The following is a 20,438-nucleotide window of genomic DNA, read 5'->3' on the forward strand; positions in this document are numbered from 1 at the left end:
TTACCAATTTCTTGTCGAAAACAATCGAATAATGTTGATTGAAAAGGGGTATTTAATTATGTTTCGTTTCGTTACGTGGATTAGAAAACGATTGGTCGTACGCATCATTGCGGCCGTGATGATAGTCATTTTGGCATTGTCAGCAGGCAATATACTCATTGAAATCAGAAATGCCAAGAAAGCGGGGATGGACGCGATATCCAGCTATGGCGTTCGATTGGCAGAGAGCTACGTCCAAGGGATTGATGCAAATCGATGGGAGCAATTTTTAAAAGATCCAAAGGAGAACGAGCTGTATTGGAATATCAGGCAGGAACTAGACAAATACCGTACGCAAATTGGAGCCTTATATGTATATCTTGTTCGAATTGATGAGAAAAACCAGCCTCTCCTTATGATTGACGGACAACCAAAAGGAGAAAGCTCGGCTTCCCCCATCAATGAAGTGACAGATATTCCAGAAGAAGCAATTCAGGCATTACTCAAGGGAAAATCGGCGAGTTCACCATTGATCGTAAACCCGCAATACGGTAAATATGTCTCGACTTATGCACCTTTGAAAAGTGCGGACGGTAAAACCATCGGTGTCCTAGGCATCGATACGGAAGCGGGGGTCATCGAACGTATTTCCAACAGCTTGATCATGGGGAACATATCTGTCTATCTGCTTATGCTCTTCTTCACCTTGCTTGGACTAGGGGCGGTTATGCTGCTTATATCCCGTTCACTGCGTCCGTTACAAAGGATTGTTGCAGGAGCTGAAAGCATTGCAAAGGGAGACCTGCTCCTTGCACAGCAGCAATTAGCTGCAAATCCAGTTCATTCGATTGATGAAATTGGTGCTGTGTATCAGGCGATGAACAAGATGTCAGGCAACATCAATGACATTTTAAAAACGATTGTATCTAATGTCTCACATACCTCGGATCAATTTGTAGCGACGACGGAACGTTTCAACACGGAAGCTCATCATCTGCTTGAGATGAATACAAAAGTAAACGTATCGATACAAATGCTTGCTGAAGGAGCTAATACTCAGCAGTCAAGCACCAATGAGAGTGCACATTCGATGGAGGAAATGGCTACGGCCATCCAACGTATTTCGGAAGCTTCTTTAACCGCATCTGACGCTTCGATAAATGCGCTGGAGAGTGCGGAATCGGGACAAACCATCGTAAGGAATATGAACGGTCAATTCGTTACGATTACTTCTGCTACGGAAGAAGCGCTTCGTCGAGCTGCCTTGCTGCGTAGCCATTCACAGGAAATTGGGGTAGCCTTATCGGCTATTTCGGATATCGCTGAACAAACGAAGCTGCTTGCACTCAATGCCTCAATTGAAGCAGCACGGGCGGGTGAACACGGTGCTGGCTTCGCAGTAGTCGCGGGTGAAGTGCGCAAGCTTGCGGACAATGCGGCAGGTTCAGCTCATTTAATTGCTGGACTGCTGCAAAATATCCAGAAGGAATCTCAGCTTATGGGTGAGGCCATGGAAGCGGGGATGATGGAGATTCGGACCGGAACTGGTCTCACGATGAAGGCGGAAGCGTTCTTTAGCCATATCGTGGAACAGTTCCGTTATGTGTCTGAGCAAATTCATGATATCTCATCAGCAACAGAGCAGATGACGGCAGGGGCCGAAGAGGTGACAGCATCTGTGATAGACATAGCGAATATTGCAAAAGCTTCATCAGACGGAACGCTGAGCATTCACAAGCTGACACAGGATCAACTTAAGATTGCTCAAGAAATAGCTGATTCGGCAACTGCTTTGAGCGGATTAACAGATGAAATGCGATTATCTATTCAACGAATTAATGTATAAATATGGATATAGACTTGGCTTGTTTCAATGATTAGTCGAATCCTATACAATATAACCGTCAGGCATTGCCTGAAGGTAGATTGTATAGGTTTTTTCAGTTTTTGAAAAGTAGGGGGCAAATCATGCAGTTTCTACAAAAATATATCACCATGCCTTGGTTTCGTAATCAACGTATTCGCTATAAAATCATCATGATTTATTTTCCATTGATCTTTGTGCCTTTATTTGTGCTAGGTTTTGTTTCGAATCAGGTGTACACGAATGCGATTGTCAAAAAGACGATTAAAAATGTTTCGGATAACTCGTCCCTTATTATTACGCGCATCACGGGCATGTTAACGAATGTAGAGAGCTGCGCCAATATGCTAACGATTAATCTGAACAAATTGATCGTGGAAGAACCGCAATCTCAGGGGTCATCGGAAACGAGCTTACAGATGTACACGCAGATTACGAATCAGTTGAGCTTTGCCATGCTTGTATTTCCCGATGTCCAATCGGCTGCGTATATAGATGCGAATGGTCGGGTTTTTGGATCTAATCTCCTTATGGAACAGAATCAGGAGTTGATTACTAGCAGTGAAATGCTGAAACAGATTGATGCCTCCAGTGGCAATAATATATGGTTTCCCATGCAGCAGCGTAATTACTTGACCACGAATTCGCAAGAAATTGTTATGACGCTAGGCAAGCGGATTGTAAATATTTATACGGGGCAGAAGCTAGGTATGCTCGTACTGAATATCAAAGAAAGTTCCTTATCTGCGATTTATCAGAAAATCGGCTCCATCCAGGATGGCAGCTATTTTATCGTGAATGAGAAAGGCGTCGTTATCTCATCGCAGCACCCGGAGGATTTGCTGGATGAAGTTGCAGATCCAACGCTCAAAAACTGGATTACATCCAGCGATAATACCTCGGATCTAACCTCTTTTCAGCATGAGAAAACACTTGTAGTAAGCTCCGATGTGCCAAGTTTTGGGTGGAAGCTCATCTCGATGGCTCCGCTGGTATCCTTAACCGCGGATACGCGTAAAATCACTGTCCTTATTGTGTTTATTGGATTGATCTGTTTATTTTTTGCTTTGCTGGGAGCCGGGATGCTATCCCAACTCATTGCCAAACCGATTATGGGACTAACCAAACATATGAAGAAGGTCAAAGAAGGCAGCTTGGACATAGAATTCCAAGTGAATTCAGAGGATGAGATTGGTTTATTGGCCTCGGGCTTCAATGCTATGATCAGACGAGTTCAAGAGCTGCTGACGAACATTAATTTTGAGCAAAAAAAGAAGCGTGAATACGAGCTGGCACTTATTCAGGCGCAAATTAAACCGCATTTTCTGTATAATACGTTAGATGTTATTTACACCTTGTCTGAAATGGGACGAGCTCGGGATGTACAACGAACAACCAAAGCGTTGGCTGATTTCTATCGCGCAGCTCTGAGTAAAGGAAGAGAGACGATAACGATCGAGGAAGAAGTCTGCAATGTGAAGGATTATTTATCCATACAGCGTATCCGTTATTCGGATGTGTTTACCTTTGAATTTGATATTCGGGGTGAGGTGCTCGGTGGACTTATTCCAAAGTTAACCATTCAACCGCTCGTTGAGAATGCGATCTACCATGGTCTGAAAACGAAGGGCAGCCTTGGTCTTTTGAAAGTAACAGGTGAGATTGTTGCGGGTAAAATCAAAATTATCGTCAGCGATGACGGGGTTGGCATGCTGCCGGAGCGGCTTGAGGCTCTTGTGAAGAAGCCGGAATCTCCGGAACAAGCTGTCGGCTATGGGTTAAGGAACGTGAATGACCGTATACAGCTTTATTTTGGCGATGATTATGGCTTACAAATTGAAAGTCAACCGGGGCAGGGCACAGAAGTAACATTATGGCTCCCTTTTCAAAGTGAGGAAGGTTAAGATATGCAGAAAATATTAATTGTTGATGATGAATCCATTTTCCGTGAATACTTGCGTACGGCTTTAGATTGGGAAGCTTATGGATTTGAAATATGCGCAGAAGCCAAAAATGGGGTCGAAGCGTTGGAGCAAGTCAGCGTGCATCGTCCTGATATTGCCCTTGTGGATATTACCATGCCGTTTATGGATGGACTCACGCTTACGGAGCAATTGAAGGAGCAGTATCCAGCGACAAGCGTGGTGCTGATTACGGGCCATAACGAATTTGATTATGCTCGAAAGGCGCTTAAGCTTGGGGTTGAAGACTACATTCTGAAGCCATTTTCGAAGGATGAATTGGTGCTAACGCTGCTTAAGCTTCAGAAGGAGCATCAGCGGGCTCAGGAAGAGAAGTCCACACTGAAGGAAAATCTGCTGTTGATGAAGGAGAGCTTTCTTAATCATTTGTTAAGCGGTGATTACAACCATTCCGATGAGGAGACAAGTTCAAGACTCCAGCAATTTGGTGAATCCTTCGACTCACGATGCTTTGTGGTGGCGTGCATTGAGATTGATAACATGGATCTCAAATGGAACAAGGTGAGTGAACGATTGCTTTGGAAATATGCGGTGACGAACATTCTGAACGAGGCGCTGGAGGAAACGGAGAATCATTTGATTTTCAACGGGCCTGAGGGACGCATCGTTTGCTTGGTGGAGCATCAAGGGACCGATGAGCTGGAAATTCCTGCGTTAGGCGGTTATGAGAAATTATGCTTCCTGATCAAGAAATATTTGAAATTTACGATCACCGTTGGTGTGGGTCGGAGTCAATCCGGCTATCAGGGGATCCGAACTTCCTATTTGGAGGCGCTTGAAGCCTTGCAAAATAAGTTTGTACTGGGGAATGATCGTGTTATCGCTTACGGATCAGGATCCTTGGAATCAGGGACTCAAGCGTTCTATCCCACAGAAGTAAATGAAGAGCTGCTCGTACAATTGCGCATGCAAAATGGGGTTAAGGTAGATGCTAAGTTGGAAGAAATTTTCCAATCGATTCGTGAACAGCGGTTATCCTTAGACTACACCTATGTCATTAGCATGGGACTTATTTCTGTTTGTCTGTCTTATGTAACGGAAACGGGGCATCCGATTGAAGACTGCTTCGGAGAAGCCTTTTTTCCTTATAGTGAGATCAAACGGTTGGAATCCATTGACGCCACAGCCGTATGGATCAAGGAATTGTTCAATCAAGCGATCCTTTATACGGGCAAGCACCGAAAGACACGATCGTCGAAAATTGCCCAAGCAGCCAAAGAATATATTGAGCTTCATTACGGAGATCCCGAGCTGCAATTGGATCAAATTGCTCAGCAGGTGTTTATCAATCCCAGCTATCTGCGGGCGGTATTCAAGAAAGAAATCGGCATGACGGTGACCGATTATGTCACACATGTTCGTATGCATACAGCGAAGGAGTTACTCGGTAAAGGGAACATACGCCTTGCGGATATTGCCGAGCAAATCGGCTTTAACGACCCTAGTTACTTTAGTAAAAGCTTTAAGAAATTTTTTGGTTATTCCCCTAGTGAATATGAGAATAACCGCTTATAACGAAAATTTCTAAATGTGCGGATTTTACAAGAACCCCTCGATTATTCCATTATCATAAGGGGTTTTTCCTTTTATACTCAGGTTGTAAAGAAGTGAAAAGCACATGATGCCTGGGAGGTCCAACAAATGAAAAAAATGGGAGTCACTCTCGTAAGCTTGCTCGCGGCTACTAGCCTTGCAGCTTGCGGAACCACAAACACAACAAAAGATGCTGGCGCAACTAGCGCGCCAACGGCTGCAGCAACAGCAGCACCCGTGAAGGCGGATGCCAAGCCGGTCAAACTTAGAATTTATGCCCAGTACGCAGATGAAGATACGAAAACACCTTATGACTACGCGGTTGCGGAATTGAAAAAGGAAATGCCGAATGTTGAGCTTGAGCTCGATATTCAAGCGCAAGATGATGGCCAGAAGCTGAAAACTTATGCAGCTACAGGCAATCTGCCTGACATTTTCCAAGCAGGATTAGACATTATCGATACATTTAAAAAATCCAATAATATTCTAGTTCTGGATGAGTACGTGACTAAATTCGGCTTCAAAGACAAAATGCAGCCTAGCGCAATGAATACGCTGGTTACAGATGATGGTCATACGTACGCTTTCCCTTACGCGGGTAACGAAGTAGCGCTTCTGTACTACAACAAAGATTTGTTCCAACAAAACGGTGTGAAAGTACCGACAACCTATGATGAAATGATGACAGCTGTTAAAGCGTTCAATGGGAAAGGCATTACGCCATTATCCATCTTCGCTAAAGAAAAATGGCCTTGCGTAGCCCTTTATGACATGTTCGTTTCTCGCGCTGAACCAGCTGGTGTGACGAAGCTTGATAAGGGTCTTGCCAAAGCTGATGATGCTGCTTACAAAACAGCTGCAGATAAAATCATCGAGCTGGTGAAAGCAGGCATGCTGCCCAAAGGTGCTACGAACTTAAACTACGATCAAGCAGCGGCGCTCTACCACGAAGGTAAAGCAGCGATGTTCATTAACGGTCAGTGGGAAATCGAAGCGGCTACTAAAGCGCTGGGTGACAAAGCAGGCTTCATGTACCTTCCAGCAGCTGATGCAGCAGCCTATGAAAAAGGTAAAACAGCATTCAGCGGCAGCGGCGGTCCTGGTGGTTATGCCGTATCTGCCAACACCAAGGATAAAGAGCTTGCAGCGAAAGTGGCATCCTTCATTTCCTTGAAATATGCGGAGTACAAATACACGAACCGCAGTAATCCAATCGTAGCAACAAAAGTAGACAAACCGATTGTGAAGCCATTCCCGCCGATGATGGATCAGCTTTCCAAAGATATTCCGAAAATCACAAGCACAACAGCATTCTCATGGGGATTGTCCAATCCTAAGTTCAAAGCAGCACTTGAAGATGCGACACAAAACCTGATGACAGGTAATTATACAACGGATCAATTCGTGAAAGATTTGAATAAAGCGGCAGTCGCAGCGAAATAACCGAAGTTTCTATGGAAAGGAGACTCACACTGGATCGCTCTGAGCCGGTGTGAGTTTTCTACTAAAAAAGGGAAGTGATGACATGCGCAAATTCATGGGAAATAAGGCGGCTATTATGCTTTTCACACTGCCGGCACTCCTTTTGTATACAGTGATTGTGTTTTATCCGATTTTGCAAACTTTCTATCGCAGTACATTCGAATGGGATGGCTTAAGCGAAGGCACTTTTATTTTTCTGGATAACTACATTCGATTGTTTCAGGATAGTATTTTCTACACTTCGCTTTACAACGGCTTCGTTTTTGCCTGTATTTTGGCTGTCGTGCAAATCGGGATCGGCACCGTGCTTGCTTTTGCCGTCGCAGAAGGGTTCAGAGGAAGCAAGTTTCTAAGAATTAGCTACTTCATTCCTGTGGTTCTTTCTATTACAGTGGTTTGTCAGCTGTGGTTAGCGATGTATAACAGTGAGTATGGCTTGATTAATAAAATCTTTGAAGCGCTCGGCATCACGTATCGTCAGGATTGGTTGACGAACAACAAAACAGCGATTTTCGCCATTGCCTTCGTGAATGCTTGGCAGTACATGGGTTACCAATTCGCATTGCTGTTGGCGGCTGTAAAGTCCGTTCCGGAGCAATATTTAGAGGCTGCGCGTATTGATGGAGCGTCCAAATTCAAAGCGCACATGGCGATTACAATCCCAATGCTGGCTGAGACATATAAGTTTTGTTTGGTTCTTGCGCTTACAGGCGGACTGAATGCTTTCGCCAATATGTTCATTATGACTGGCGGAGGCCCAGGGAATTCCACGTACACGTTGACCTATCTGATGTACCGCTCTGCGTTCCGCGTTGGTGAATTCGGCTATGGAAGCGCCGCGGCTGCTTTCTTGGTCATCGAATGCTTGATTGTAACTTTGGCTATTAACCGACTGATCGCCAGAGAACGGATTACATTTTAAGGGGGATGACAGATGAACGGAATACTCAAATTGCGTAAAAAGAATCCGCTCCTGGGCATCTTCTTGTGGGTATATGCGGGGTTGTCGGTGTATCCACTGCTGTGGATGGTCTTTTATTCGCTTAAAAATAACAATGAAATCTTCGTATCGAATCCTTTCGGTTTCCCGACTCACCTCCGATTCGAGAACTATGTCGATGCTTGGTCAAGGTTCAATGTGCCCGTTTACTTCAGTAACAGCTTGCTGGTAGCAGCGGCGACTGTTGTAGGTACGATTGTACTTTCGGTTACGTTCTCCTATGCCGTCGCCAGAATGCAATGGCGCTTGAAGGAAACCGCTCGTATTTATGTCGTGATTGGGATGTTCATTCCCGTGCAAGTCATCATGATCCCGCTAGCGATACTAGTACGTGAGTTTCACTTGGCCAACACGTATTGGGCGCTGATCGTGCCTTATATTGCGTTCAATATTTCATTCTCCAGCATGGTTTTCTATGGTTTTTTTCGCAGTATTCCGGTTGAGCTGGAAGAGTCCGCTTGTATGGATGGGGCCAGCATTTACCGGACCTTCTATACGATCATCTTGCCGATTATTAAACCTGCAATTGCGACGATGGTGATCTTCGTGTTCTTATCGGCGTGGAATGAATTTACGATGGCGTTAATTTTGATTACCAAGGAATCCTTGAAAACATTGCCGCTCGGTCTGCTCTTCTTCCAAGGTCAGTTCACCACCAATTGGGGGGCGATGGGCGCGGCGATGACGATCGCGAGCTTGCCGACCGTGCTTGTGTATGTACTCTTTAGTGAGCAAGTGGAGAAAGCGTTGACCGTAGGTTCTGCTGTGAAAGGGTAAGACTGCTGAGTATTTGCAGAGCTTTTGGATTGTGTTGTTATAGGTTAAGACGATAGGGCTGCCTCCAAAGTCATATTTGGAAAATGTAGCTCCCACTTTGTGATTTTCGCAGGCCGCCTGCTACTTCCATTGGATTAATCCAGTGGAAGGGTGATTTGGCGGCCTAAAAAGTCAATTCCATTGGATTATTCCAATAGAAACACAAATTTCGAGAACTTAGAGTAGATTCCATTGGAAAAATCCAATGGAAGTATGAATTTTCGTTCTGAATACCGAATCGGATATTCTGGAAAGACAATAGGCTGAAGGGGCTGTCCACAAGTAGATTACTTGAGGACAGCCCCTTTAAGTTAATAAACAGCTCAATCGTGATTGAAATACGGAGTCGCAAGCGCTCCATCGGAAGCTTCAGCCTAAAGATGATAAGTGTTTTCTCACATTTATCTAAGTGGTAGATGGTCGAATTTCGATGTTGCAGTTAATGGGAATACCAACTTTGCAAACTATGGGTATTTCCGACCTGAACAAGCGGGAATTGACACCGCCAGGCGGCGATACGACGAGCGCCCAGATTCGCATGCGTTGGGAAGATATGGATGGTTTCGTTGATCGTGAGTTGTACTGCGTACAACAATTTCCTTGATTTTTATTGTAAAAGTGGAATATGTTGCATTTCGTACAACAATTTAGCCAATATTATGCCTTTTAGGGCATTTTCAAGCGAATTTGTTGTATTTTGTGCAACATTTCATGAGAAAAGGTCAATTAGCCCGACAATTGTTGTACAAAGTACAACATTGCCTCAAGTTGTTCTGCCTGTAGGTGTTCTTCTTTAAGGTGTTCTGCTTTTAAGCTTCACTGATTCCCTTTGCTAACCCAAAACGTAACATTGTCGCCCTGCAAGCCTTTCGTGCCTGACGTTGGATCTTGTTTAATGACGGTTCCCTTTGGCTTATCATTTGCTTCAATCAAAAAATTGTAGTGCAGTCCGGCAGCCAAGGCCTGTGCCTCGGCTTCGGCTTGAGATAGACCTACCAGGTTAGGAATGGCCACTTCCTGGGATTGTTTATTCGAATCTCCGAGTGGCTTCGTTGTAGATGGAACAGGCGTGTTTGTCGACGCAAGTGGTGTTGCGGTGGGTATAGGTGCCACCACAACCGGCTCCACTTTCGAAGATGGCCAAAGCGCCCAAACGGTGACTAAGACGACGACCAAAATAGCAATTGCTCCTATCCCTGCTTTGCTTAAAGCACTCAATGATTGTGATCGCTTGTCAGCTGCAGGTGCTGCCTCATCTACCTCGTCCTCCTCATCCTCACTTTCATCCACCACGTGGTTTTGAATTTTACTCGGATTTTGATAATGAATTTGTTTGTGTATTGGCCCCGCGTCCTGCTTTTGACCGGAAGAGGGTAAACTCCGCAACCCAAAAATCAACGAAGAAAGTGAAGCGTGACCTTGGCAGACGAGCTTTATCAGCTTAATTAAAGCCAATTTCTGCTCATATGTCGCAGATGGAATAGGCGTACGCTCCAGATGGGTATGCATCACTTCAAATGCACCAGTAATCGTTTCCGAGCCGGTAAAGAGCTGGATCATCAACCGACAAAGCCCGATGGCCCCTTGTGCCTGAGGATCGCCTTTGTCCCAGTAGTTAATGACGGAAAGCTTGCCGTGATCATCTAGCCAAAGGTTTTCAGCGCCTACTGTAAATCCTGTAATACGTTCTTCCATTGCGTCAAGCAAGGAAACCCCTAGATCAGCAATCATTGCAATGATGGTAGGGAAAGACATTTCTTTCCGGTTAACATAGTTAGAGAATAGTGAGCCTGGCTTGGCTTGCAGAATGATCGTAACCGAATCTTCCTCTACAGACGTATCCAGGATATGTTGAAACCCATCGTGTATGAAAGCTGCTTTATGATGAAGGGTTCGAATGTAATCTTCGCCGACCTGCCCTGGTTGAAGCTCTATTTGATAAAGGAGAACCTTTCGAGTCAGAAATAAATCATCACCGTACTTCAGTGTGCCATGAGGTAATTCGGCGATCTGTGTATCTGGCACGTATCGTGTACCCATTTTTTTGTGCATGGAATATCCATCCTCTCTCTTGATGGCATCATTAGCAGTTGCCTTTATTATATATGATTCGGCGGGATATAGGAATTTAGGTATTTTGGAGGAATAATGATGAAGTCTAATGGCTTATTCAATCTGAAATGGTCGAAAATGATGAATTCCATCAAATGGAAAAGAGTTGAGTCAAGCGTATTATGAGCTTCAACACGAGCTGTTGGAATAGCCTGTTGTAAAGCTTATCGAAGAAGTCGAGGGAATCTTAAAGTTGAGTTTGGATGCTGAGGCAGATAGCAGTTATTTCATTAATTTTACTGTACACCTTTTTCCGCCGTTTTGGAACAAGCTTGAGAAAATTGAGTTGAAAGGTATAACTAAAAGTCTATGATTCAAATGACCTAGATGATATGATAGTTTTGCAGAAATTTTTACAATTTGATCCAATATGAGGGGGAACTGTGTTGAAAAAAGTCGTTATTTTGGGCGGCGGTGTTGCCGGAATGAGTGCCGCGCATGAATTGATTGTAAGAGGCTACGAAGTGTCAGTCTACGAATTTAAAAGTATTCCAGGCGGAAAAGCGAGAAGTATGCCTTTCGTAGGCAGCGGAACTGACGGGAGAAAGGATTTGCCAGGTGAACACGGTTTCCGGTTATTCCCTCGCTTTTACAGACATGTCATAGATACTTTGAAACGAATTCCCTATGAGAATGGAACCGTATATGATAACTTAACAGAAGTGACGCGGTTAGATATTGCCACCTATACGGCACCGCTATTGCCGTTGTTGGCCAAAATTGAATTTAGCTTAGACAATTTTATGGTGGTCATCAGAGATTTATTCGATAATGGCCTAGGGCTCAGTATGGATGATCTGGAGCAATACGGACGTAAGCTATGGCAAGTCATGACGAGCTGTGATGAACGCATTCGTGAGGAATATAACCTTATCGATTGGTGGAATTTCATTGAGGCGGATCAACAATCCCCTGCATTTCAAAAAATATTCGCTGGATTCACCAAAACCCTCGTTGCATGTCAATCCAAAATTGCAAACACACAAACTGTCGGCCCTGTAGCTGTTCAAATGACACTAGATATCACAACACCAGGCACGAGCTTCGTCCGTCTCTTGAACGGTCCTACGAATGACAAATGGGTGAACCCTTGGTTAACATTTTTAAGAGACCAGGGAGTTGATTACCATCTAGAGGCAAAAGTTGAAAGTATCGATTGCGTAGATGGCGTTATTCGCAGTGCGAAGGTGACAGAGAACGGTAAAACCTTTGAAGTGGAAGCTGATTATTACATAGCTGCATTCCCGGTTGAAGTGATGGGTAAATTCATTACCGATGCTATGGTGCAAGCCGATCCTTCCCTTGTAGGTGTGCAGAAGCTTGTTGATTCCGTCGCATGGATGAATGGCATTCAGTATTATTTGAAGGAAGAACTGCCAATTACACATGGACATGTTATATACTTAGATGCGCCTTGGTCGCTGACTTCGGTATCCCAGAAGCAATTTTGGCCGGATGTCGACCTTAGCCAGTATGGGGATGGCACCGTGAAGGGTGTTTTATCCGTCGATATTTCGGATTGGGACTCACCTGGGATCTTATTCGGTAAATCGGCTACACATTGCACGGCTGAAGAGATTAAAGCCGAAGTATGGGCACAGATGAAGTTAAGCTTGAATGTGGATGGCGCCGTTATCCTCGAAGACAATGTTCTGCATTCTTGGTTCTTGGATACAGATATTCAATTTGAGAATCCCGAACATGCATGCACGAATATGGAACCCCTGCTTATTAATCGTGTAGGTACTTGGGATGACCGTCCTGAAGCTTATACCGCTATTCCGAATCTGTTCCTTGCCGCAGACTACGTACGTACGAATACGAACCTAGCGACGATGGAAGGTGCCAATGAAGCAGCGCGACGAGCGGTTAATGCCATACTGAAACAAGATGATTCGACGGAAGAACCTTGTGAAATATGGGAGATGTACACATTCGAGCTTGGGCATATCGATTTATTGAAACCTTTTCATCATCATGATAAGCGACGGTTTGAAAAGGGGCTTCCTTGGGATGGAAAACTTTTTTAGGAATACCTAGCAGCAAGTTTTACTAGGAGGATTTTATGCTAATTTTGCCCGAATACGAGTTGATTAGACAAATCTATCAAGGCGAACGAACTGTGCTCTATCGTGCTGTTCATAAGCCAACTATGGAAAAAGTAATCATCAAAACCCTGCGTTCTGACTTTCCTGTATCAGCAGATATCGCTAGATTGAAACGAGAGTATGAGATAGGCAAAATGCTGGACTTTCCCGGCATTGTTAAGCCTTTGGCGCTTCCCAAGCATCAAAACAGCTTAGCGCTCATCTTGGAAGACTTTGACGGTGAGACCTTATCGGCTTATTTCCCAATGTTTCGTCAGTCCATACAAGCCTTTCTCACAGCTGCTATTCAATTGGTCAAAATTGTTGGGGATATTCATCAGCGGTACGTCATACATAAAGATATTAAACCTAGCAACATAATTATTAATCCTGAAAAGCAGATCATGAAGCTGGCTGATTTCAGCATTTCCTCGTTTACGAGAGAGCGCCAAGAAATGCTAGACCCCATGATGCTAGAAGGAACGCTAAGCTATATGTCGCCTGAGCAGACAGGTCGAATGAATCGTATTATCGATTACCGAACGGACTACTATTCCTTAGGGGTCACATTCTATGAAATGCTCACCGGGCGTCTTCCGTTTCAAACGGAAGATCCGGTGGAGCTGATTCATTGCCATTTCGCCGTGACGCCGACGCCTCCTGAAAGCTTACGGATGGGCATACCTAAGCCGCTTTCCGATATTGTTATGAAGCTTCTTGCTAAAAATGCGGAAGATCGCTATCAGAGCGCATACGGCATTATTCAGGATCTCGAGCACATCTTGATGTTGAGTAATTCTCTTGAAGAAATGACGGATTTCGCTGTAGGTCTCTATGACATGACGGACATGTTCCAGATACCCCAAGGGCTGTACGGACGAGCGCAGGAAATCGAAAATCTGCTGCATGTTTATGGACGTGCGGTACATGGCTCGCTGGAGGCCGTTTGGGTAACAGGGGAATCTGGTTATGGCAAATCGTTCCTCATCGCCGAGACGATGAAGACGATCATGAAGGACAACGGCTGGTTCTTATCAGGCAGATTCGAGCCCAACAAACAGCATATCTCGTATCATGCGTTGTCTAGGGCATTGCGTCAGTTAGTCCGTCAGCTTCTGACGGAGAAAGATCATCAAATCGAAGAGTATCGCGGACGATTGCTGAAAGTATTGGGAACGAGTGGGAAAGTACTGACGGATCTCGTTCCGGATCTTGAGCTCCTAATCGGTGAGCAGCCCATTGCAAAGCAGCTTCCTCCGCAGGAAACACAGAATCGATTACACTTCTTGTTGCAGCAATTTCTGCTAATCTTCTGTGTGAAAGACCGGCCCATCGTGTTGTTTCTAGATGATTTGCAGTGGGCAGATGCAGCGTCCTTGCAGTTTCTTGACCTGCTTTTGAACGATTCACAAATGAAGTATTTCCTATTCATAGGCTCCTATCGGAGCGAGTATGACACCAATTGGTTATCGTCAACACGGGTTCAACTGCTGGACAAGCTTCCAGAGCGCCTTGTTACGGAACGGATTATTTTGCAGCCACTGGAAATTGCGGATGTCAAGCAGCTGATAGCGGAGTCGTTGAAAACCGAGCAGCAGCAGGTAGCTGAGCTGGCTCAGCTCGTTTTGCAAAAAACCGGAGGGAATCCATTTTTCGTTAAACAATTTTTAACGGCCTTACACGAGCAAAATTTACTCACCTTTAATTATGAAGTGAATCGTTGGATATGGGATATTGTTGAAATTCAGAAGCTTAGAATTACTGATAACCTTATGTTCCTCCTAGCTGAGAAGCTTCAGCGCATGCCGCCAAGAACGCAGTACTTAATGCGGCTAGCTGCTTGTTTAGGTGCCTCCTTTGACCTGGAAGCGCTTGGTATTATTGCTAAGATGCCCTTTAGTGATGTTCTGCATGAGTTGGAAATTGCTATCCAAAACGGGCTGATGATACCAGTTGGTACGGATTATAAGTTTTTTATCGAGATCCAAGGAAACTCAACTGCGCGGGACATACGATTTATGTTTGTGCATGATTCCATTCAAGAAGCCGTTTATGGATCAATCGAGGAAACCTTGCTGCCAGAAATGCACTTGAACATCGCACATCAGCTGCTGGAGCATTTAACTGAAGATCAAGCCGAGCCCCGGTTATTCGATATTGTCAACCATATGAATATTGGCTCTAACTTACTAACGGAGCGGAAGGAGCTTATCCAGCTTCTAGAATTTAATTTCGCTGCTGGCCGCAAGGCTAAATCCTCGAATGCTTATCGCTCAGCGCTGCAGTATTACAATAAAGCATTAGCTTTGCTGAAGTTGGTAGAGGGCGTGGAGTTAAATGAGCTTAGTTTTTCCATTCGACTGGAGAAGTCAGAAGTGCTTTATCTGAATGGTCAGGCGGATGAGGCCGAGATTTCATATGAAGAACTGCTTGTAGATGCCCGTACGAACGAACTTAAGTTGGAAGTGTATAACTTGCAAGTGATATTGTACACGAACGTTGGGAAGCAGCATAAAAGTGTGGAAGTCGGATTGAAAGCCCTGGCTGAACAAGGCATCCGTATTTCTAAAGAACCTACGGGCGCTAACATTTTTTTCGAATATATGAAGTTGAAAGCAATGATTGGACGGAAGAATACGCTTCAGCTGTACGATTTACCGATTATGGAAGATGAATACAGAACGAAATTAATGAATTTAATGATGAGCATTGCCATCTCCGCCTATTTCGTGAATACGAATTTATTCGTTTTGTTCATGTTTATTATGACGAAGCATGCCTTGAAGTATGGCAATACTCCTATGATGGCCTATGTTTATGGATCCTATGGTTTGATTCTGGGATCAGGCTTCGGGGATTACCAGCTAGGCTATCAATATGGTCAGCTTGGCGATCGCATGAATGCCAGATTTCAATCCCATCAATTCCGCAGCAAAAGCCATTTCTCATTTGGTTTGTTCGTCACACCTTGGGTGAAGCCTTTGCAGGTTTGTTTGGAACATTTGAAGGAGTCATTCCGAAGCGGGATCGAAGATGGTGACTTGGTTTTTGCGGGTTATGCTCTAACTTATCAGGTTTTGGTGAAGGATTTTCAAGGTGTAGTACTTTCGGAAGTGCAAGAAGATCTTGCCAAAAACTATCGGATATTGGAACAAACCAATCATCATGACACCCTCCTCATGTTAGAAATGCTCCGTAAGGTCATTCATAATTTGGAAGGGAAATCTGAGAATCCCTTGATTCTTGGCATGGATGAGGAAGAGGAAGCTCAATTTGTCCGAAAGCTGGAGATCCACCCGAACCAAGTCATTATTCATGAGTATACGGTAAAAAAGATGATGCTGTATTATCTGTTTGGTCAATATGACGAGGCTTTAAAGTTCGGTAAAGATGCGGAACCTATGCAGTCTGTTTCTTTTGGACTGTTTCATATTCCTGAGAACTTTTTCTACTTTGCTTTATCCATAGCTGCAAAATATAAAGAGGCTGCAATCTTAGAGCAGAAGATGCTGGCTAAATTGATGAAAAAAATGCTTCGCAAGATGGATAAATGGGCTGTTCATTGTCCGGAAAACTTTTTGCATCTTAGCCTATTGATGCATGCGGAGTGGAACCGGGTAACAGGCCATTTTCAGAAAGCGGAACAAGAATATGAATCGTCAATCCGGCAAGCAAGGGAGCAAGGGTTCATCCAGCATGAGGCGATTGCCTGTGAGCTAGCAGGAAAGATGTATAAGGAAGCTGGACGTGAGAAGATTGCCAAAACCTATTTCGTCGATGCATATTATGGTTTTTTAAGCTGGGGTGCGAAGGCTAAGGCAGAGGAATTAATGCTGCGTTATCCAGCCTATTTAACATCACTCAAGGAGTCGATGGATTGGGGCACAACCAAAATAAGTGACTATTCCCTGCAGGCGCTTGATTTTATGACGATTATGAACACGTCTAGGTCGTTGTCGAGTGAAGTTAACTTGGAGCAATTGATCAAGCGGTTAATGGAAATTGTTACTTATTCGTCTGGCGCGGAGAGAAGTATCCTTGTCTTGAAGGAACGCGACAGCTTATTCGTGGAGGCTGAGATGCTTGCCATCGACGGCAAGGATTCCTGTACCGTAAGCTCTGTTCAATTAGAAACAAGGGAGGATCTCCCGACGGCTGTGATTCAATTCGTTGCCCGAACCAAAGAGGGCGTAGTTCTCGATGATGCCGAGAATAAGGGATTCTTTACTCATGACCCGTATATTCGGGCAACGGAGAGTAAATCGATCTTCTGCGAGCCGATCCTGCATCAGGGCAATCTAGTCGGTGTCTTTTATCTTGAAAATAATTTGATTCGCAATGCCTTCACATCAGACCGGCTTGATATTATCAAGCTGTTGTCTGCTCAGGCGGCAATTTCGATCGAGAATGCGAGACTCTATAATGATTTGGAGTCCAAAGTCAAAGAACGGACGAACGAATTGATCTTGATGGAGACGTCGCGTCGAGACCTGCTGTCTAATATTTCGCATGATTTGGGCACGCCATTAACGTCCATTCAGGGTTATGTAGAGGCTATTCTGGATGGGGTTATTCAAGAGCCTGAGGAACAGAGAAAGTACCTTTCGGTCGTTCACATGCGGATTGTCGGCATTCAGCGGCTCATTACGGATCTCTATCAGTTAAGTCGTCTTGAGACTAAGCAGTTCCATTTCCAGCTAGCCCCAACCTCATGCGGAACGATGGTTCGCCAGCTTTTTGCGAAGTATGAGCTGGATGCAGCGAATGCTGGAATTACCTATACGCTAAACATGGCGCATTCGGAAGGCGAAGAACTGCTTTTAACGGTAGATACAGATCGTATTGAACAGGTGTATGCGAATATTTTGTACAATGCCATTAAATTTTCTACTAGAGGCGGATTCATTGATGTTCATGTGGAAATCAAGGATGAGCCGAGCGAGTTAGTGATTCGGGTTACGGATACCGGCGTGGGGATTAGCGAAGAAGATCTTCCGCATATTTTTGAAAGGTTCTACAAAGTCTCCAAATCACGCAGCACATCTGGCGGCAGTGGTCTAGGACTTGCGATTGCTAAGGAAATCGTGCAATATCACGGTGGCCAGATTTGGGCGGAAAGCCGCCTTGGCAAAGGCTGCAGCATCTCGTTCTCGTTACCCGTACATCGGATTTAAGCCGCAAGAATCGTATACTTCACATGATCCTGTGTGCGGTATACGGTTTTTTGGGCTAGGGTCGAATGGTAACTCTGGTGTGAATGGGCACAAGTGCAGCTAACTCAAGCACATCTTCGTTGTACATGCGAATACAGCCGTGAGATGTTCTCTTGCCTATGGAAGAAGGATCATTCGTGCCATGGATACCATAATGAGGTTTGCTTAAACCCATCCATAAGACGCCGAAGGGGCCGCCGGGATGTGGTTGCTTATTGATAATGAAAAATTCACCCGTAGGTGTGTTAGTTAGCATTTTACCAATACCAATTGGGAATCCTCTTACAACACGATTTGCATCCAAAAGATATAATTGAAAGTTAGAAAGATCAACAATTATTCGGAAATTTGGCATAGGATTATCACCTCAATTTAGTCTATGTAAATAGGAACGTTTTCGATATTGAAACTTACATGTGATATACTGCTGTAGATATCAGTCACCGAAGGAGAAACAGACATGCAATCATTTCTACAGTTTAATCCAACGAAATTATGGTTTGGCCAAGGTCAAATTGAGCAGCTGCAACAGGAACTTGGTACGCTTGGCAAGCGAGTATTGCTCGTGTACGGTGGCGGAAGCATTAAGACAAATGGCGTATACGATGCTGTCATGGAACAGCTTACACATATGCAAGCAGAAGTGTTTGAAATGTCCGGAGTGGAGCCTAATCCACGGCTTAACACTGTACGCAAAGGCATAGATATTTGCCGCGATAAGCAAATCGAGATCATTTTAGCCGTTGGCGGCGGAAGTGTGATTGATTGTGTCAAAGCAATTTCCGTGGGAGTTTACTATGACGGGGATGTTTGGGACATTATTACTAGGAAGGCTGTGCCTCACAAAGCGCTTCCTTTCGGGACAGTATTAACACTTGCGGCAACTGGCTCTGAGATGAATAATATTTCCGTCATCACCCATTGGGAGAAAAATGAAAAGCGTGGTTGGAGCAGCCCTTTATCTTATCCGGCTTTTCTCTATTTTAGACCCTGCGTACACGTATTCAGTACCTATGGATCAGACCGTTTATGGCATCGTAGATATGATGTCGCATGTGCTGGAGCAATACTTCCACTTGACAGAGAACACACCTATGATTGATCGTTTCATGGAGTCAGTCCTTTTGACAGTCATAGAAGCTGCGCCGAAGTTCCTTGCCGATCTTAACAGCTATGAGCATAGAGCGACGATCATGTATGCGGGGACGACGGCCTTTAACGGGCTGCTGTCCAGCGGCACAGATGGTGGAGATTGGGCATCGCATCAGATCGAACATGGCCTATCCGCCGTTTATGATATTCCGCATGGCGGAGGGCTTGGGATTGTTTTCCCGAACTGGATGAAGCATTGTGCGGAGGAAGATCCTTCGCGGATGATGAAACTGGCGATTGCTGTTTTTGGGATCGATCCATCGGATAAAACGGATCATGAAATTGCACTTGAAGGGATTGACGCCCTACGAAGTTTCTGGAATTCCCTTGGCGCGCCGAATCGATTAGGGGATTATGGGATTGATGATTCTAGGATTGAGGAATTAGTCCATAAATCATTCATGAAGGACAAAGTAGGGCAATACAAAATGATGACGCGAGAATCCGTCAGAGATATTTTGATTCGATCTTTAGTTTAAGAGATAAGCTATCCCGATGTAGATGGATCTACGCGGGGTAGTTTTTGTTATTTTGCAAACATTAAAATTGCATAAACTCGTAGAGATATGGTCAATTATCGTGTAAAGTTAATGGAGACAACCCATATTATGTTGAAAAATCGTGAAGGACAACAAGCATGAAAAAACCTCTTGTCATAGGTATCTCTGGAGGCTCCGGAAGTGGAAAAACGACATGGAGTCAGTACTTGTTAGAACATTTTAGTCATTACAAAGTCCGAATTATACATAGTGATAGATACTTTAAGAAGTTGAGGCCAGTAACAAGAGCCCCTTTCTCAAATAAAGACTACGATGATTTTAATCAGCCAGAGTCTGTTGATGTTGAAAGGTTAATAAGTGATATGGATACTACGATAAGTGATCATGAATGCGATCTTTTCATCGTTGAGGGATTTCTGATATTTCATTTTGAAGTTGTAAGAGAACGTCTAGCATACAAGTTTTATATCGACTGTGAATCTGACGAGAGATTAGTTAGAAGGATTGCGCGGGATTCGAAGGATGGACATAACATTAATGAAATTGTTGCTGAGTACTTAGACCTTGTTAGACACAGTCATGATAAGTACGTGGAACCAACGAAATGGTATTCCGACCTTATTATTAATGGAACTAGCAGCGAGAATAAAGGGAGACAAATCCTAGTTGATTGGATTCAACGGGAATTAATATTCCGGGAATCTCGGTTCTGATCGCG

Annotated in this window: 12 protein-coding genes and 2 pseudogenes; 12 read left to right on the top strand and 2 right to left on the bottom strand. The window is 44.3% G+C overall.

All coding sequences use genetic code 11. The features are described from left to right. Positions 1-58 precede the first annotated feature (58 nt). The 7 genes from ACBP55_RS14870 (at position 59) to ACBP55_RS14900 (ending at position 9,260) form a co-directional block, all read left to right on the top strand. Entirely contained in the window at positions 59-1,825 is a 1,767-nt protein-coding gene (locus tag ACBP55_RS14870) for a methyl-accepting chemotaxis protein (protein ID WP_464652584.1), read from the top strand. Positions 1,826-1,947: 122 nt separating this feature from the next. Next, positions 1,948-3,747 carry a sensor histidine kinase gene (locus ACBP55_RS14875; RefSeq protein ID WP_464652585.1) on the top strand — a complete coding sequence of 600 codons (1,800 nt, stop codon included), beginning with the start codon at positions 1,948-1,950 and terminating at the stop codon, positions 3,745-3,747. A gap of 3 nt (positions 3,748-3,750) precedes the next feature. After that, on the top strand, positions 3,751-5,340 hold the full coding sequence (locus ACBP55_RS14880; protein ID WP_464652586.1) for a response regulator: 1,590 nt from the start codon (positions 3,751-3,753) through the stop codon (positions 5,338-5,340). A gap of 126 nt (positions 5,341-5,466) precedes the next feature. Next, on the top strand, positions 5,467-6,801 hold the full coding sequence (locus ACBP55_RS14885; RefSeq protein ID WP_464652587.1) for an ABC transporter substrate-binding protein: 1,335 nt from the start codon (positions 5,467-5,469) through the stop codon (positions 6,799-6,801). Positions 6,802-6,883: 82 nt separating this feature from the next. Beyond that, entirely contained in the window at positions 6,884-7,762 is an 879-nt protein-coding gene (locus ACBP55_RS14890) for a carbohydrate ABC transporter permease (RefSeq protein ID WP_464652588.1), read from the top strand. Positions 7,763-7,774: 12 nt separating this feature from the next. Next, positions 7,775-8,617, top strand: a complete 843-nt coding sequence (locus ACBP55_RS14895; protein ID WP_464652589.1) for a carbohydrate ABC transporter permease — start codon at positions 7,775-7,777, stop codon at positions 8,615-8,617. A gap of 469 nt (positions 8,618-9,086) precedes the next feature. Further along, a complete protein-coding gene (locus ACBP55_RS14900; protein ID WP_464652590.1) occupies positions 9,087-9,260 on the top strand; it encodes a hypothetical protein in 174 nt (57 codons plus the stop codon). 212 nt (positions 9,261-9,472) lie between these two features. On the opposite strand, the gene ACBP55_RS14905 is transcribed toward ACBP55_RS14900, so the two are convergent. Next, positions 9,473-10,708, bottom strand: a complete 1,236-nt coding sequence (locus tag ACBP55_RS14905; protein WP_464652591.1) for a PASTA domain-containing protein — start codon at positions 10,706-10,708, stop codon at positions 9,473-9,475. A 443-nt stretch (positions 10,709-11,151) separates the two neighbouring features. On the opposite strand from ACBP55_RS14905, the gene ACBP55_RS14910 reads away from it, so the two are divergent. The 3 genes and pseudogenes from ACBP55_RS14910 to ACBP55_RS14920 all read left to right on the top strand — a co-directional run bounded on the left by ACBP55_RS14910 (position 11,152) and on the right by ACBP55_RS14920 (position 18,029). After that, entirely contained in the window at positions 11,152-12,798 is a 1,647-nt protein-coding gene (locus ACBP55_RS14910) for a hydroxysqualene dehydroxylase (RefSeq protein WP_464652592.1), read from the top strand. Between the two features lie 35 nt (positions 12,799-12,833). Next, positions 12,834-17,522 (top strand): annotated as a pseudogene (locus ACBP55_RS14915) (AAA family ATPase); the annotation flags it as partial. Beyond that, positions 17,499-18,029 (top strand): sensor histidine kinase, encoded by a 531-nt coding sequence (locus ACBP55_RS14920; protein WP_464653324.1) that lies wholly within the window; start codon positions 17,499-17,501, stop codon positions 18,027-18,029. The pseudogene ACBP55_RS14915 and the gene ACBP55_RS14920, both read left to right, overlap by 24 nt. Positions 18,030-18,084: 55 nt before the next feature. Here ACBP55_RS14920 and ACBP55_RS14925 read toward each other — a convergent pair whose 3' ends face one another. Then, a complete protein-coding gene (locus tag ACBP55_RS14925; RefSeq protein WP_464652593.1) occupies positions 18,085-18,423 on the bottom strand; it encodes a L,D-transpeptidase in 339 nt (112 codons plus the stop codon). A 105-nt stretch (positions 18,424-18,528) separates the two neighbouring features. Between ACBP55_RS14925 and ACBP55_RS14930 the strand changes: the two are divergent. Continuing rightward, a pseudogene (locus ACBP55_RS14930) lies at positions 18,529-19,699 on the top strand (iron-containing alcohol dehydrogenase). 158 nt (positions 19,700-19,857) lie between these two features. Beyond that, positions 19,858-20,433, top strand: a complete 576-nt coding sequence (locus ACBP55_RS14935) for a uridine kinase family protein (protein WP_464652594.1) — start codon at positions 19,858-19,860, stop codon at positions 20,431-20,433. Positions 20,434-20,438 lie beyond the last annotated feature (5 nt).

This window comes from Paenibacillus sp. WG02 (assembly GCF_055396115.1).

What these genes read in the sequence shown, in the direction of transcription:
- ACBP55_RS14885 (WP_464652587.1), top strand. Translation starts at nt 5,467, where the DNA reads ATGAAAAAAATGGGAGTCACTCTCGTAAGCTTGCTCGCGGCTACTAGC.
- ACBP55_RS14870 (WP_464652584.1), top strand. Translation starts at nt 59, where the DNA reads ATGTTTCGTTTCGTTACGTGGATTAGAAAACGATTGGTCGTACGCATC.
- ACBP55_RS14925 (WP_464652593.1), bottom strand. Translation starts at nt 18,423, where the DNA reads ATGCCAAATTTCCGAATAATTGTTGATCTTTCTAACTTTCAATTATAT.
- ACBP55_RS14895 (WP_464652589.1), top strand. Translation starts at nt 7,775, where the DNA reads ATGAACGGAATACTCAAATTGCGTAAAAAGAATCCGCTCCTGGGCATC.
- ACBP55_RS14880 (WP_464652586.1), top strand. Translation starts at nt 3,751, where the DNA reads ATGCAGAAAATATTAATTGTTGATGATGAATCCATTTTCCGTGAATAC.
- ACBP55_RS14935 (WP_464652594.1), top strand. Translation starts at nt 19,858, where the DNA reads ATGAAAAAACCTCTTGTCATAGGTATCTCTGGAGGCTCCGGAAGTGGA.
- ACBP55_RS14875 (WP_464652585.1), top strand. Translation starts at nt 1,948, where the DNA reads ATGCAGTTTCTACAAAAATATATCACCATGCCTTGGTTTCGTAATCAA.
- ACBP55_RS14890 (WP_464652588.1), top strand. Translation starts at nt 6,884, where the DNA reads ATGCGCAAATTCATGGGAAATAAGGCGGCTATTATGCTTTTCACACTG.
- ACBP55_RS14905 (WP_464652591.1), bottom strand. Translation starts at nt 10,708, where the DNA reads ATGCACAAAAAAATGGGTACACGATACGTGCCAGATACACAGATCGCC.
- ACBP55_RS14900 (WP_464652590.1), top strand. Translation starts at nt 9,087, where the DNA reads ATGTTGCAGTTAATGGGAATACCAACTTTGCAAACTATGGGTATTTCC.